Here is a 13,177-nt window from a genome sequence, read left to right on the forward strand (position 1 = left end):
GTTCTTTGTCAACAACCCTTGGGCATGCGGCGGCGGCGTTGGCTAAGGTAAAAGCGTGGTTGTCGTAACCGCAGGCAAGTTATTGCAAGATTGGAAACACAAAGAAAAGGCCCCGCAACTGCGGGGCCTTTTTACGATTGAAGCTCTGACGATCAGACTGCAACGTTGCCCGTCGTGAACGTGAAACTGCGCGAAAAGGCCGTGCCGTTGACTGTGCCGGTCAGGTTCACGGTGTACGCCGTGTTCGGTTGCAGCGGCGAAGCCGGATAGGCGACCGCCTCGAACGCCGGCAACAGCTTGTTGGGATCGTTCGACGAGTTTAGCAACTGCAGCGTGATCGTGTGCCCATTGGTATCGGTCATCGTGCCGGTTTGCAAGACGATGGTGTCAGTTGCATTGCCGGCAACGGCGATCGGAGTGCCCCACGGGCCAGTCGTGTTCGGCGGTGCCGGCGTCTCGCCGCTCGACGAGTAGGCCACGCCGGTCGTGCCTTGGCACGGGAAGGTCAGCGGCATGTTGCCGGGCATCGTCTTCGGCTCGTCGAAGCTGATCGATGCACGCACGTCCGGGAAGCCGTTGAACGTCGTTTTCGACACGCCAATCCCCACAATGCTCGACGGCCAAGCGCCGATGGCGATGTGGTACACGCCACCCAGCCACCCTAGAACGTGTTGCTGGCCGTACTGAGCGTCGGTCAGGGTCGAGTTCGTGTAGTAGCCGCCGCTGACGCCACCAACGTAGAGGTTGGGGTAGCCGGCTGCCACGGCGCGATCCTTGTAGGTGACGCCGGTGAAGCCGGCCTTGCCCGAGGTCTCCGTGTCGGCGATCACGCCGTTCGTGCTCATGTATGCGGCATGCGCTTGGGCTGCAGTGTCGAGTACAGTGTTTTGCGACAGTGCCGGGAAACCGCATTGCGTGCGGTATTGGTTCAGCGTCGTGAAGGCAGCCAACTGTGCACTGGTGCCCCCGTATTGGGGCGTGGTTTGCGTGCCGGTCACCGGTTGCTGCGTGGTCGGCGTGGTGCTGCCACCGCCAGTGGTCGGGGTGGTCGAGCTGCTCGACGAGGAATCACCGCCACCGCCACATGCGGCCAGCGAAAGAGCGGATGCGACGGACAGTGCTAGCAGAGAGAGCTTCTTGGTCATCGATTTCTCCTGAGTCGATGTGGTTGTTGGTACGTGGGATTTATTGTGATACAAAAATTCGCGTGTCGCAAGTATTTTTTGTGACACGGAAAATACGGTATGATCGGCGTATGGAAGAGCACACCAAACGGGAGCGGGGGCGCCCGCCCAAAGATCCAAGTGAGCGCCTGATAGGGCGGTCAATTCGACTGACGGCTGCGCAGTGGGAAAAGGTCGACAAGTATGGGATGGATTGGTTGAGGGACCTTATCCGGCGCGCCCGGCCACCGATCAAATCGGATGCGGGTGCAGACGATAGCGACCAAAGCTGAGGGCTTGCGGGCGCTTGTCTGCCTAGGCGGTGATGGCGTGAAATCATAACTCGCGCAACGGTGGATTGGCCGGCTACCCAACTCATTGGGGGTGTTATGGCATCAGCACCTGCACGCCATTGGGAACGCCAGCTGGAATGGTGACGGAGGCGGTCTGAGCTGCTGGCACCACTGGACTCGTGAATACGCCGTTGTTGTTGTAGCCCGCACGAAAACCGTCCTGGCTGCTTTGGACGATGTAGTAGGGGATGCCCGTCAGCAAGCCTGTGTAGTAGACGTAGGCTTTGCCGCTGACCATGTAGTTCTTGATGGTTGCCGGTGGGATGTACCACGTTGGAAATCCGATCGCCGCATTGGCGGCCGCACCGGTAAAGGTGGGATTCGCCGCGGCGTATTTGCTGGCATAGGCGCCATAGACCACCATGTTCTGCGCAGTCGCGCTGACCTCTGCCTGATCGATCTTGATGCGGGCGTTTGTTGTGACCACCATGCTCACCATCAAGTTGGTCAGGAACAGCATCATCAGTAGTGGAGCGAAGAATTGCATCAGTCGTCCTCCCGCGTGACGCGAAGCACATGGATCTTGCTGCTGAGCAGGCGCGGAGGTGATGGATCCACCTCGATGGGCTGTGGCGCGTAGCTCTGCGCATACGCTGGCGACGCACTCAGCATGGCGGCGTTTGACGGGCTCAGCGCCGGGACGCTGAGGCCCCGCGCGTGCACGACTTTGCTGACGTAGCCATTCGTGAAGCCATTGATGAAGTTGCCGGTGTTGTAAGCGGAAATGGCGGCCAGGATGGCTTGTTGGTCGTTGGGCTCGCGCTTGCGTGCATTCAGGTAGAACTCGGTCAGGATCTTCGAACCCGCATTGAGATTGGTGCAAGGATCCAGAACCTGGCGCACCGAGAGTCCGAGCCGACTGAGATTCTGGCTGCTGACCTGCGACAGCCCGATCGCAACGATATGGTTGGCTGCGATGAGGCGCTTCACAATCGCCTCGGCCTCATCGATGGAGGCGGGGAAATACGATCGCACCATCTTTTCGCGCACGCCCTTCCAGGGCAGGCCCTTGGGGCCGGCATCAGCAAGCGCATAGAGCTTTCCACCAGACTCGACACTGACGAGCTTGCTCATCGTGAGCGGATGCACAAGCGGGGCGCACACGGGCAGAAGAGCCTCCGCAGACTGCGCGCGCACGGTGCCCGCAAAGACGGGAATGAAGACGGACGCTGTGAGCGCTATCGCGCGTCTGAGGGTGTAGGCCTGCATGCTCACATACCCCCGAACAAGCTGGCTTCCTTCACCACACGCCGTTCGTTCTCATACCGTTCTGGCGTGAAGACCGGGACCATCCGATTGATCGGCTTGATCCCCTGAGCGCTCAGGTGGCAGAAGCCCAGGAGGGGTGTATTGAACGTCTTTCGATGTTCGTATGGAAGGTAGAGATCGATGGCCGTCGAAGGGAAGGGCTGATCGAACAGTGTGAACTCCTCGGTGACCAGGATGAGACCGTCTCCCTCACCGAATCCCACCAGCGCCATCTGAATCGGAAGATGGGCCAGCCATGGCGCCTCGTCTTGATGCATCGTCAGCATCGGCTGATCGTCGTCCATTGCGACGCCGAAGAGTGGCCACATCGCCGCAGTGAACCGAACCCCGCGCAGCGGGACCTCAGTCTGCTTGAGCGCGTCTACCCCGAACGTGCTCGTCCACTTGATGAAGTCGACGATGGATATGATCCGGTTGGCTTCAAAAACAGATTTTTTTTCGGTTCGCATTTGTGGCGATACGCAAATAAAGTCCGCGAAATTGTACCGCAGTTTGATAAACTGCCAGGCATGAATAGACCTTTGGAGTACGGCAATCATGTCTTTGGCATCAGTGGAGCAAGCTCGTCCTGAGGCGGATGCGCCACTTGGAAAGGATACTTTTGCCGCTTTGGCGGGTGAATCGGGCCCAGGCGCAGGCGACGTTGATCCGGTCATCGGTCTGGGCTGGCGCGGACGCAAGCTGTGCTCGGTGATGAAAGTGGTTTCCGCTGTGATGGGCGGGGTGGCAGTGTCGCCTGGTGGGGATGCAAGCCTCGAAGAGATCGTGGCGGCCACCAAAGACTTGCTCACGCGCGCCACCGACCTTGCTGAAGCCGCACTGCCGATCGTCGGCATGGATGCCGACGATCCCGAATATGCGTCGCTTCGCATCGCACTTCGACAAAGCGCCGCAGAGACGATTTCAGTGCAGTGGCGGTTGGCCCACGCCACCGGGAAAAAGGAGCTTTCGGTCGAGCAGATCACTGAGATCTATCGCGCAGTGAAGGATTCCGACTTCCTTAGCGAGATTCCGAGTCGCGGCGAAGTGCCGTTGGCCACTGATGTGGTGACGGCGAAGCGCCTCGCTTTGATCGCCGTGGTCGCGGAGGTGCACAACGCAGTTGCAGCCTTCGACTATTACCACCCGAAGCCTGAACTTCTCACTGAGGCGGGCGTAACGAAGGTGGTCGAAGCGGCGGGCCGCAGCATTGAGCGAATCCTGGCAGGTGCGACGCACACCAAGGCAGTTGAGGCTGCGGTGGCGCAGATCTTCATTGCGCGGGCTGGCCAGCTCTACGCGCAGAACTATCGAGCCTATGCCGATCGTGATATTTGCGCGCTGTACGAGATGTCGCCCGATGAGCGGATGTGCAAGATCCGCGAACACCGGGCGACCGGCCTGCCCACCGACCACGTGGACGCGGCCTTTGTGCGCCTGCTTGATCGTATGACGGAAATGGTGATCGAGGCCGCCCCCGAGTACGCCGCTGCGGATCCTCAGGCGGTGCCGCACAGCACGCATCCGACGGAGGCCTGACATGCCTATCAAATTGATTCCTTTCAGCGACACGGTGGTGAGCCGCCCGCAGCACGAGAAGATCGACGATGAGGTGTACCGGTCGATTCCTGGCCTCAATGCATTGGCAACGCCGGTGCAGATCCTTTCGAAGAAGCTATCGCTTTCGGCGCGCAACGCCCTCTTCTACATGGACCGCAATGCGGACCCGTCGTTGCGGCGAGTGGCCGTGGAGCTCGGCGTGGAACGCCAGTTGATGATGGAAGGCGCCGAGCCGGACCTCGGATACCTGCAAGGCGAGGTGGCAGCAACCCGCAAGCAGTTCGAAACCCCGAACAACGACATCTGGGTCACGCCGGAGCAATGACATGAAAATGAATCCCATACCCGCGAAGTCGGGGCACTCGGTCCAGGATCGGCTTGAGCTTACCGAACGCGAATACGGGACGCTGCGTTGCGCGCAGCTGTGCGCGTGTGTCGCGGCTGCGTTGAGCGTGCATTACGAGGATGGTGTTTGGCGCTCGCGCGCTTTGGCGCTCTTCACGGGCGTCGCGCAAGTGCTGTGCTACCTGCGCGATCGAGGCTACATCCGTTTGGATGCACGTACTTTGAAGGATGGGCTGACGTACGCGGTGCTTCAGAAGTTGATCCGCGAGCGGATGTTCGATGCGGGGGGGCAATTCGTGCGGATCGACGACGCATGGTTCCCTGATGTGGCTGAGCCGCTCAAGCAGTTCCTTCAGGCTCTTCCCGGCTATACGGAGGGGGCGCAGCCTCTCGACGCCACGCTCCAGCATTACGGCTATCTCTCCGCAATGTTGGCCCAGGTCGTCGCTCCGACTCTCAAGAGCAACCGCTCTGCATACCAATAAGAATAGAGGGTGACGATGCGCCACTACCTTGGTTTGAATGAATTCCAGCTTCGACAACGCAAGATCGTCGAGGCGATGTACTACGAGCCTGAGAAACTCACGACGAGCCACCTGTTGCTGTGCGGAGCATCCGGCACTGGTAAATCATTCCAGAGCAAGCGGCTGCTGCAGGCCGCCGCAGAGGCCGGTCTTGAAGTCGATGTGTTCGACGTTCACGCTGAACTGGCGTTTCCTGGCGCGGTAGAAGTGATGTACTCACGTGCGACAGGCTATGGACATAATCCACTCGCGCTCGACACGGACATCCATACCGGAGGTGTGCAGCGCCAGGTCGACTTTATTGTGGGGCTCATCAAGTCCGTGACGCCGCAGTTTGGCGCCAAGCAAGAAGCTGCTCTACGCAACCTACTGGTTGATACGTATGCGGCCTCTGGAATCTTCGAAAACGATTCGCGGACGTGGCACCGGCAACATATCACCGAGCAGCTGCGCACTCAGATCACGGACGCTCGTAAGTGGTCAGAACTTAGAAAGTACTATCCGACGCTTGAGGACCTGCGCAGCTTCGCACGCAGAAAGGTCATCGGATTGACCATTGGGGCAGATAACAAGGCCGCGGCGTCTTACGACACCCTGGCCCGTGTGCAATCCCGTTTGAACAACGCTCAGAAGCGTTTTGGGAAAGCCGTCGACGACGCGGAAATCGCTCGATTGCAAGAACAAATCGATACGCTCAAGCAGGAGGCGATCGATGCGTTTACGAAGCACATCAACTCCATAGAGACGGGGAAGGAGGTCGAGGACCGGATCAAATACGATTCGGTCGAGGTCCTGACCTCGGTTCTTCAACGCATTGACATTCTCAATGCGGCTGGGATCTTCCGTCCCAATGAGCCGCCGTTCGGCGATGCGCGACAGCGTGTTCATCAGATCAAGTCGCTCACTGAAGAGCAGCAAATACTCTTCGTCAAGTTACGACTCCAAGCAATTTTCGAACGATGGAAACGAGTAGGTCCAACAGAATCCGGGACGACTTTGCGCCATGCGATCTTCCTTGATGAGGGAAGTAGGTACTTTACGGATGACCCGAGTGACATCATCAACGTCATAGCGAAGGAGGCACGCAAGTTCGGCATTGGTTTGTGGTGCGCGGCGCAAGCGCCCACAGCCTTCCCCGAGGACTTCCTTACCAACTGCGGCGCCACCATCCTGCTGGGCATTCATTCAACGTACTGGAAGAAGAGTGCGTCGATGCTACGAGTCACCGAAGACTCATTGCGCTTCATCCGCCCGAAAGAGGTGCTCAGTATCAAGCTTCAACATGAGGGGCGCGCGGATCCGCCCTTCATCAACGTGGCCGTGCCAAATCCTAACTCCGCAGACGGCCGTACAGCTTTGGAGGTTCAGGCTAAGGAGCAGGGACGCAGTGGCGGAGGGGCAACGTTGATAGCTTCGAGGCCTCCGGCGGTAGAAAGCACCGTAAGGGGTGTCGAGTCTGACGATGGTCTGGCAGACGAGATATTGCTCGACTAATTTCCTGGACTGCAGTTTCAAGGACTGAGCGCGAGGGCGGCATGAGCCTGTTCAAATCGATTCGAAAGCGCCTGACTTCACCGATGGCGCCTGCGTGTGCGCAACCCGCAAAGCTGCAGCTGGGCGGGGCAAGGGGAGGCCGCACACATGCGGTTAGTTTGCCCTGCGCTATCGAGGTAGTTGGTCTCGCGGGGTCAGGACGATCCAGCTTTCTGTTGGCTGTGGCGCGTCAAGCAATGGAGCGTGGAGACTCCGTGATTTTCCTGACCGGCTACGGAGCCAAAGAGTGGGATGGATTTTGGCATGCGGCGCACGTTGCCGGGCGTGCGGCGCAGTGCTACGCCGACTTGCCGTTTGGTACGACCGAGGGCGTCGACCTGCTGGATTTGGTGGATCGGGGCGCTGTGCTGTACTTCGGAGAAGAGTGGCAGGCACGCTCCGGTGTTCGGGCCTCTCGACGAGTGAGTGATGTACTAGCTGCGGCTCTCAGGCACGAGTCTTCGCGCCGTCCCCATCATTTGATGGTGATCTTCGATGGCTTTGATCCGTGGCTCGATCTGCGGCTGTTGCAGCCTTTGGCGGACATGACGAAAGTGAGCCTCGTCAGTTCCTCGCACATGTACTGGGCGGAGGGCGCCGACATGCCGAGATCGACGTGTCAGGTCGTTTTTCAACACGACAAGGACTGGGTCATGTGCGACCCACAGGGTCGATGGCTGCCGCCTCCAATGACCTTGCGACCAGGTGAGGCCATTGTGGTATCGCGTCAGCCGCCCCCGAATCCTCCACTCGCCGTCAAGATCTCTATTCCAGCTCTCGCGCCTTCTCCGAAAATTCCGGTTGACGCATTCCGTCCCGTGAACACGGTCGAGATGGCAACACAGTCTTCATGAGGCCAGCGATGCAGACAGCCAGTTATGGTGTCGAGACGCACCCGACCTACACCTTCATTCGCTTTGGGCGTGCGCGGGATTTCGATCCTTCGTTCAGCGACGATAACGCTCAAGCGGGTTCGATCGAGCACTGGTGGATCGAGATCGTGGATGAGCTCTACGTCTGGCCAGTCGCTTACACCTCCCGCGAAGAATTGTTGCGCGACATCGACGATGCGCTTTTCTCGGACCGCCACGCGGAGCTTGTCGCTCGGCAGATCAAGCGTGCAGAACGAGATGAGAACATTGGCCTTGCGAGCTTGTTGAGAGAGCAGAGTGCGGCGAATTCGAGCCGGGTGCGGGCCGAGCACAAGAGTCTTGGAGGGGCGAACGAAAACGGTTCCTCCACCTTTGATTGCTCGCATCGTGCGAGTCATGGCTGAGTTGAGCGATGACAATCCCCGCATTGCTTGCCGTACGTGACCAGATTGCGCTTGTGCCGCGATTGAAACTGCTTGCCGCTGGTATTGCCGTAAGGCGCGCCCTCGCAGTCGAGGAGGCTCAGGCCAGAATTGCAGATGCCATTGAAGCGGCGGGCCTCACGATCGGAGAGGCTGCGCGAAGGGGATCGAAGCTCGTGGAAGCAGTGCGTACCGCGCACGACATCCTGCCGCCTGCCTACGAACGGTCCCCGTGGTTGATGGCGTATGAGGAGTTTCAGCGGGCTGGCTTTGCGATTCGCCGCGGTGAGATTGAGCCGACCGGAGCGTATTTCTCGACGCCCGGCGAAAGCACCTATCACGATGCGGAGACCGAAGATCCCACCGTGACGCGATATGACCTGTCCGGGCTCATGATCGCCGACACGCGGGACCAGGCGGTCGCCCTTGCGATTCTGCGCGAATCACTCCACGAACGTGACCACACCGATGAGGATCGGGCGCGCGTGCTGGATCTGATCTCTGAAGTCGAAGCGGGCGAGTTCAGTATCTCCTATATGGACTGCGATGGATTGGTCCTCTCCAGGGCCGCGCAGCGGCTTGGCTGGGATGGGATCCTTGTATGGGAGAACGATGACATTACTACACCGTCCTCGGTTTTTGTTTGGGCGGTTGAGCGGGTTGACCGCGTGGCAGTGAATCATCGCCAAGCCGTTCTGGAGGCCGTCCAGGAAGGGCTACCGGTTCCGGAGTGCATCCATCGCGAGGCTCTTCAGAATCAAAGCGAGGATCATATCCGTGATCTCGATGCGCGAGTGGTTAACGCGATCAAGGACAGGTTCGGGATCCCGGTAGAGGCCGTCGCTAGCCTGCTTGGCGACGACGTAGAGAAGCTTCGCGACCGGGACCGGTTTTCCGCCGTCCCCAACATGATGGATCCGCAAAACTTCCCCAGGCATCCGGAAGGCACAGCAAAGATCCTGCACTGGCCGACCAATCCTGCTGAAGCCTACGTGAGCTATCTCCGCGCGTTTCCAGCGACTGCATTGGGCACCAGTGAGCCCGAAGACAACATTCGAAAGCATCCCACGTTCCTTCGCTACGTCGAGATGCTGCAGCAGGGATATGAGGCGCCATACATCCATGTGTTTGAGACGAACGGAAAGCTGACCTCCAGTAACCGCCGCCGCACACTTGCGGCACAAGTGGTCGACGGTCTGATCTGTGGCTGGCTTGGTGTGGACAACCCGGAGACGGGTGTGCCACTCAAGTACGGGGATGTTCTGTCCGCGTATGAAGAAGAGTTGGTAAAGCTCGCCACCGCACAGCCCGATCCACAGGGGCCGGGAATCGAATCTGCTGTCGTGTCCCAACAACCAGACATCAGCCCGTGCTGAGGCAAGAGGTAACCATGTGGACCGAAGTGGAATGGATCGCCAGCACCTTGGGTATTGCCGGTGCTGTGACAAACAGCGTCGGAGGTCGGCTGTTGCGAATGACATGGCCGCTCTGGTTCCTCTCGAATGTGCTGGACATTGTGGTGCTCTGGCGCCTACAGGCGTACGGTCTCATGACGCAGCAGATGTGCTATCTCGCGACGACGCTGGTGGGTGGCTTCAGGGCGTTCTGGCCGGAACAGTGGTGCCGAGTGTGTACGACGATTTCAGAACGAACGCGAACTGCGATTCGTTGGGCTCGCACATAGTCTCTGCGAGTGCGATTGACAAGGTGCACATGTGCACCTATGATTTCAGCATGAACATTAAGCTGAGGATCAGGACACGATGAGCGCCAACCTCACGCCACCGCAGCGACGTGCGCTCAGCGAGCTGTGGCGCGCGGAAAATCTGCGTGAGCAGGACCCGGCCAAGCCGAAATTTCCCGGTGCAATCGGCCACGCAGGTAAAGCATTGGAGCGGAGAGGACTGGTGCGCAAGCTCGGTCCATTCACCTACCAGCCGGGTTTCTGTTTTATGCGATTCCAGCTCACAGACGTCGGTCGTCAGGTTGCGGCAGGTGTTTGCGTGCAAACGTACGGTAACGCGATTTGCGCCTGAGATCTTGATGGATATTGCAGCGCTAATCGATACGGTCACTGGGTATGGCAACGGCTTCGACCGGGCCATAAAAGACTCTGGACTAACGGCAGCCGCATTGAGAAAGTTGCTGATCAGCCACAATGTTGAGCAGTGCCCAAGCTGCCACTGGTATGTCGACAGTCACGAGCTCCTGGACGAGGACAGCCGCGTCGACGGCCATTGCGACAACTGCCGTCACATCGAAATGCAGGGCAACTGATCTATGGGCGACGCACTCGAATTGAAAGGTGTGAGCGGAAGATCCGCTTCCTTTGTTGTGCCGGATCCGGCAACGCGTGTACCGGAATCACTTTACCGTGAGGTTCGACATTGGTTGCTGGAGAACGACCCAGACGCGGCTGCAATGGTCGACTGGTCAGCCAACCGCATCGGGCCACCTGCGGATTCCGGCGCAATGGCAGGCGAAATCATCTGGATCATTCTCTGTGCCGGCAGGAAAGCGCAGGCAGCGAGGACTATCGAGCGCAAAGTCTGGCGGGCGATCAATGCAGGTGAGCCTGTGGTGAACGCCTTCGGCTATCGTGCTAAAGCCGAAGCGATCGAGAAGATCTATCGCGAGCGCGACGAGTACTTTACGTCGCTGCTCGACGTCCTGGCGATGCAAGATGACGTTGCGCTGGTGGAGTGGTGCGGATCTCTCCCGTACGTGGGACAAGTTACGAAGTACCAACTTGCGAAGAACTTCGGAGCGGACGTGGCCAAGCCGGACATTTGGCTCTGCCGGTTGGCAGGTTTCCCTGATCAGCCGCGCAAGGCATTGCGATTTCGGTTTCCTGCGTGCATGGCGCTTTGTGAGCCTTTGGCAAAGGCGACAGGGGATAGCATCGCGACGGTCGATACGCTGCTTTGGCTGGCCTGCAACAAGGGCACACTATGTGTCGATGATCAGGGCGGCCCGGTGAGCTTCCACCCGCTGCCAAGCCGTCATCGACCTGTGCTGTAGGCCGGTTAAGAATCGAAAGGAGCACACATGACGACCGAGTACTGTCAAATTTGCAAGCGTGCCATGGACCAACCTGGTGCCAGGGATACGGTCAACTGCGGCGGCGACTGCCTGCGGTGCGTGGCCGAGGCAGGCGATCCCGATTGCCTGAAGGTGATGAGGGAGTTGGAGCCCACCAACGAAAAGTGGGAAAGCAAGAATTGGCCGTGGGCAAAGGCTTGGGATGCCAATGATGCTGATGACACGCGCTGAAAAGCTCGAAGCCGCGAAAGCCGCGCTTATCGCGAACCGGGATGTGGCGAAGCTCATGGTGTGTCCGGGTCCTCGTGGCGCTGACACCAAGCGCTATGGGGTTCGACGGCTTGGGCGGCATCTACATTGGTACATCGGTGAATTCCAACGCCGCCCTGGTGTTTCGGGGCCGGTTCAGTGCGACGAGGTTCCGCAGTTTCGTACTGAGACAGAAGCGAAACAGTTCTTGGATCAGGTGCGTCAAGCCGCAAATGCGTTGAGCTGTGGCGCGACTTCCGCCACCCCAGTATCAACTCAGGCATCGCAGCAATGAATCGCTTGCACGGTAACAAAGCACAGTTCCTCAAGGCCGCTGGGAGCGTGATCATCTTGGCCATGGCGCTAATTGCCTTCCAATGGGCGCTCGAAGGCTATCTCTCTGCGCTCGCGGCCCCCGGGTTGCTCGAAGTTGGATTCTGGCTCTCGTTGGGAGTTGCAGCTTATGGCCAGCGGCTACCCGGACACCGTCGGGTGACATTGATCCGTATTGCTGCGACTACAGCGACAGCCTCGCTCGGGGTTGTATTCGCGCATGTGGTGCGCGACTGGTACGTCGGTATGCTGGCAGAGATTCCGGACACGCCAGAGGCAGTGAGTGTCTTGGGCGCTGACCTCGTCGCAGCTTTCCACAATCGTGTTGTCGGCTATGGCGGATGTTATGCGTTGGGGATGATGGCAACGCGATGGCTACTGTATCGCCATGTTCTGGGCGCGTTCACCTCGTGGGTGGCTCCGCCCCCCGAGGTGAACGCGCACTGTTCCCATTGCGGTCAACCAATGCCCTCTGTTGAACGGTGAGAAAAGGTGAATGATCTCGGAGGAAGCGCGTGACCTCGCGCGCTTGATATGGTGCACAAGTGCACATATGATCTTCGTGAAGCAAACGAGCGTCGTGCGAGGTGGTACTTGTTTTCAATTCTCAGGCAGGCCGCTTCAAAGCGGGTAGAAGAGCGGATCGCGGCTCAGTATGCGATGACGCGCGACGTGCCGATCGTCACGGTTCCTTTCGACGCCCTGGACGGATGTGCGAATGCGTTGCGTGAGGGACTGACGCTGCCGATCGGCAGTGTCGAGTTCGTCCGAAAAGCGATGACATTGGCTGGGATCGCCGAGCCCGAGAGCATGTCCTATCCCGAAGCCCTTCAACCTTGGTTGCACCGCGAAGTGAAGCAACGCCGGGCGGGCAGTATTCTCGGCGAGTGGTTCATCAAGCCAACTACGACCAAGACCTTTACAGGTTTCGTAGTCGACATCTTGGGTAATCCTGACCACTTATCCTTCCACGATCGGGCGCAGTACAACGCCTTCCTTGCGCTGCCGCCTGATACGCCGGTCTGGGTCAGTGAGCCGGTGAAATGGCAGTCCGAGTACCGCTATTACGTTGTGAATGGCCAGGTGCTCGGAGAAGGGCGTTATGACGATGCGCCTGACGACATGCCTTTGCCAGATCAAGACGTTGTTCGTGAGATGGTGGCGGCGATGGCCAATTCCTCGCGAACGCCTGTCGCGTATGGTCTCGATGTCGGTGTCCTAGGTAGCGGGGAAACCGCACTCATTGAGTGCAACGACGCATGGGCACTCGGGTATTACCGGGGCACGCTCGACTACCGGGATTATGTGGAAATGCTGTGGCTGCGATGGGAGCAACTTGTCGCCGATGCTCGTGCAGTAGTTGAGGGAGCTGGCTGCACGAAGGAGGCCGTGTGATCGAGGTGCCAGAGAAGTACCGCTCGAAAACGCCGGCATGTTTGCGCGAGCTTGCACAAAGCAGGGCGCCAGAGCTGACCGCCGACATCCGAAAAGCAATTGAGGACGCCGCGGCTGAGATCGAAGGCGCGGAGCAAG

Annotated in this window: 18 protein-coding genes; 14 read left to right on the plus strand and 4 right to left on the minus strand. The window is 59.0% G+C overall.

Features of this window, described 5'->3' with window-relative positions; genetic code table 11:
- Window positions 1–152 precede the first annotated feature (152 nt).
- From JHD73_RS13350 to JHD73_RS13365, 4 genes are all read right to left on the minus strand, one after another.
- A complete protein-coding gene (locus tag JHD73_RS13350) occupies window positions 153–1,145 on the minus strand; it encodes a CAP domain-containing protein (protein ID WP_199030755.1) in 993 nt (330 codons plus the stop codon).
- A 405-nt stretch (window positions 1,146–1,550) separates the two neighbouring features.
- Window positions 1,551–2,003 carry a type IV pilus biogenesis protein PilM gene (gene pilM / locus JHD73_RS13355; protein ID WP_199030756.1) on the minus strand — a complete coding sequence of 151 codons (453 nt, stop codon included), beginning with the start codon at window positions 2,001–2,003 and terminating at the stop codon, window positions 1,551–1,553.
- Window positions 2,003–2,725 carry a lytic transglycosylase domain-containing protein gene (locus tag JHD73_RS13360; RefSeq protein ID WP_199030757.1) on the minus strand — a complete coding sequence of 241 codons (723 nt, stop codon included), beginning with the start codon at window positions 2,723–2,725 and terminating at the stop codon, window positions 2,003–2,005. Before JHD73_RS13360 ends, pilM begins: the two co-directional genes overlap by 1 nt.
- Before the next feature lie 2 nt (window positions 2,726–2,727).
- Window positions 2,728–3,324, minus strand: a complete 597-nt coding sequence (locus tag JHD73_RS13365; protein WP_233176951.1) for a hypothetical protein — start codon at window positions 3,322–3,324, stop codon at window positions 2,728–2,730.
- Here JHD73_RS13365 and JHD73_RS13370 point away from each other — a divergent pair.
- The 14 genes from JHD73_RS13370 (at window position 3,323) to JHD73_RS13435 (ending at window position 13,039) form a co-directional block, all read left to right on the plus strand.
- On the plus strand, window positions 3,323–4,303 hold the full coding sequence (locus JHD73_RS13370; RefSeq protein ID WP_233176952.1) for a hypothetical protein: 981 nt from the start codon (window positions 3,323–3,325) through the stop codon (window positions 4,301–4,303). The genes JHD73_RS13365 and JHD73_RS13370 overlap by 2 nt on opposite strands.
- A 1-nt stretch (window position 4,304) precedes the next feature.
- A complete protein-coding gene (locus JHD73_RS13375) occupies window positions 4,305–4,649 on the plus strand; it encodes a hypothetical protein (RefSeq protein WP_199030758.1) in 345 nt (114 codons plus the stop codon).
- 1 nt (window position 4,650) lies between these two features.
- On the plus strand, window positions 4,651–5,154 hold the full coding sequence (locus tag JHD73_RS13380; protein WP_199030759.1) for a hypothetical protein: 504 nt from the start codon (window positions 4,651–4,653) through the stop codon (window positions 5,152–5,154).
- A gap of 15 nt (window positions 5,155–5,169) precedes the next feature.
- Window positions 5,170–6,687, plus strand: a complete 1,518-nt coding sequence (locus tag JHD73_RS13385) for an ATP-binding protein (protein WP_199030760.1) — start codon at window positions 5,170–5,172, stop codon at window positions 6,685–6,687.
- Window positions 6,688–6,941: 254 nt separating this feature from the next.
- Window positions 6,942–7,580 carry a hypothetical protein gene (locus JHD73_RS13390; RefSeq protein ID WP_199030761.1) on the plus strand — a complete coding sequence of 213 codons (639 nt, stop codon included), beginning with the start codon at window positions 6,942–6,944 and terminating at the stop codon, window positions 7,578–7,580.
- An 8-nt stretch (window positions 7,581–7,588) separates the two neighbouring features.
- Entirely contained in the window at window positions 7,589–8,002 is a 414-nt protein-coding gene (locus JHD73_RS13395) for a hypothetical protein (protein ID WP_199030762.1), read from the plus strand.
- 8 nt (window positions 8,003–8,010) lie between these two features.
- Entirely contained in the window at window positions 8,011–9,396 is a 1,386-nt protein-coding gene (locus JHD73_RS13400; RefSeq protein ID WP_199030763.1) for a hypothetical protein, read from the plus strand.
- A gap of 14 nt (window positions 9,397–9,410) precedes the next feature.
- On the plus strand, window positions 9,411–9,704 hold the full coding sequence (locus tag JHD73_RS13405; RefSeq protein ID WP_199030764.1) for a hypothetical protein: 294 nt from the start codon (window positions 9,411–9,413) through the stop codon (window positions 9,702–9,704).
- A 79-nt stretch (window positions 9,705–9,783) separates the two neighbouring features.
- Entirely contained in the window at window positions 9,784–10,056 is a 273-nt protein-coding gene (locus JHD73_RS13410) for a hypothetical protein (protein ID WP_199030765.1), read from the plus strand.
- Between the two features lie 7 nt (window positions 10,057–10,063).
- Window positions 10,064–10,297, plus strand: coding sequence for a hypothetical protein (locus JHD73_RS13415; protein WP_199030766.1), 234 nt, complete (start codon window positions 10,064–10,066; stop codon window positions 10,295–10,297).
- A 3-nt stretch (window positions 10,298–10,300) separates the two neighbouring features.
- The gene (locus JHD73_RS13420) at window positions 10,301–11,041 is read left to right on the plus strand and encodes a hypothetical protein (RefSeq protein ID WP_199030767.1); all 741 of its coding nucleotides are present in this window, start codon (window positions 10,301–10,303) and stop codon (window positions 11,039–11,041) included.
- 27 nt (window positions 11,042–11,068) lie between these two features.
- Window positions 11,069–11,293 carry a hypothetical protein gene (locus JHD73_RS13425; RefSeq protein WP_199030768.1) on the plus strand — a complete coding sequence of 75 codons (225 nt, stop codon included), beginning with the start codon at window positions 11,069–11,071 and terminating at the stop codon, window positions 11,291–11,293.
- A gap of 309 nt (window positions 11,294–11,602) precedes the next feature.
- Entirely contained in the window at window positions 11,603–12,130 is a 528-nt protein-coding gene (locus JHD73_RS13430; RefSeq protein WP_199030769.1) for a hypothetical protein, read from the plus strand.
- 108 nt (window positions 12,131–12,238) lie between these two features.
- Window positions 12,239–13,039, plus strand: a complete 801-nt coding sequence (locus JHD73_RS13435) for an ATP-grasp domain-containing protein (RefSeq protein WP_199030770.1) — start codon at window positions 12,239–12,241, stop codon at window positions 13,037–13,039.
- Window positions 13,040–13,177: the final 138 nt, after the last annotated feature.

The organism is Ralstonia sp. ASV6 (genome assembly GCF_016429285.1).
Classification (GTDB): domain Bacteria; phylum Pseudomonadota; class Gammaproteobacteria; order Burkholderiales; family Burkholderiaceae; genus Ralstonia; species Ralstonia flaminis.

Coding starts and splice junctions, on each gene's coding strand:
- JHD73_RS13350 (WP_199030755.1), bottom strand. CDS start 1,145: ATGACCAAGAAGCTCTCTCTGCTAGCACTGTCCGTCGCATCCGCTCTT.
- pilM (WP_199030756.1), bottom strand. CDS start 2,003: ATGCAATTCTTCGCTCCACTACTGATGATGCTGTTCCTGACCAACTTG.
- JHD73_RS13360 (WP_199030757.1), bottom strand. CDS start 2,725: ATGCAGGCCTACACCCTCAGACGCGCGATAGCGCTCACAGCGTCCGTC.
- JHD73_RS13370 (WP_233176952.1), top strand. CDS start 3,323: ATGTCTTTGGCATCAGTGGAGCAAGCTCGTCCTGAGGCGGATGCGCCA.
- JHD73_RS13365 (WP_233176951.1), bottom strand. CDS start 3,324: ATGATTGCCGTACTCCAAAGGTCTATTCATGCCTGGCAGTTTATCAAA.
- JHD73_RS13375 (WP_199030758.1), top strand. CDS start 4,305: ATGCCTATCAAATTGATTCCTTTCAGCGACACGGTGGTGAGCCGCCCG.
- JHD73_RS13380 (WP_199030759.1), top strand. CDS start 4,651: ATGAAAATGAATCCCATACCCGCGAAGTCGGGGCACTCGGTCCAGGAT.
- JHD73_RS13385 (WP_199030760.1), top strand. CDS start 5,170: ATGCGCCACTACCTTGGTTTGAATGAATTCCAGCTTCGACAACGCAAG.
- JHD73_RS13395 (WP_199030762.1), top strand. CDS start 7,589: ATGCAGACAGCCAGTTATGGTGTCGAGACGCACCCGACCTACACCTTC.
- JHD73_RS13400 (WP_199030763.1), top strand. CDS start 8,011: ATGACAATCCCCGCATTGCTTGCCGTACGTGACCAGATTGCGCTTGTG.
- JHD73_RS13405 (WP_199030764.1), top strand. CDS start 9,411: ATGTGGACCGAAGTGGAATGGATCGCCAGCACCTTGGGTATTGCCGGT.
- JHD73_RS13410 (WP_199030765.1), top strand. CDS start 9,784: ATGAGCGCCAACCTCACGCCACCGCAGCGACGTGCGCTCAGCGAGCTG.
- JHD73_RS13415 (WP_199030766.1), top strand. CDS start 10,064: ATGGATATTGCAGCGCTAATCGATACGGTCACTGGGTATGGCAACGGC.
- JHD73_RS13420 (WP_199030767.1), top strand. CDS start 10,301: ATGGGCGACGCACTCGAATTGAAAGGTGTGAGCGGAAGATCCGCTTCC.
- JHD73_RS13425 (WP_199030768.1), top strand. CDS start 11,069: ATGACGACCGAGTACTGTCAAATTTGCAAGCGTGCCATGGACCAACCT.
- JHD73_RS13430 (WP_199030769.1), top strand. CDS start 11,603: ATGAATCGCTTGCACGGTAACAAAGCACAGTTCCTCAAGGCCGCTGGG.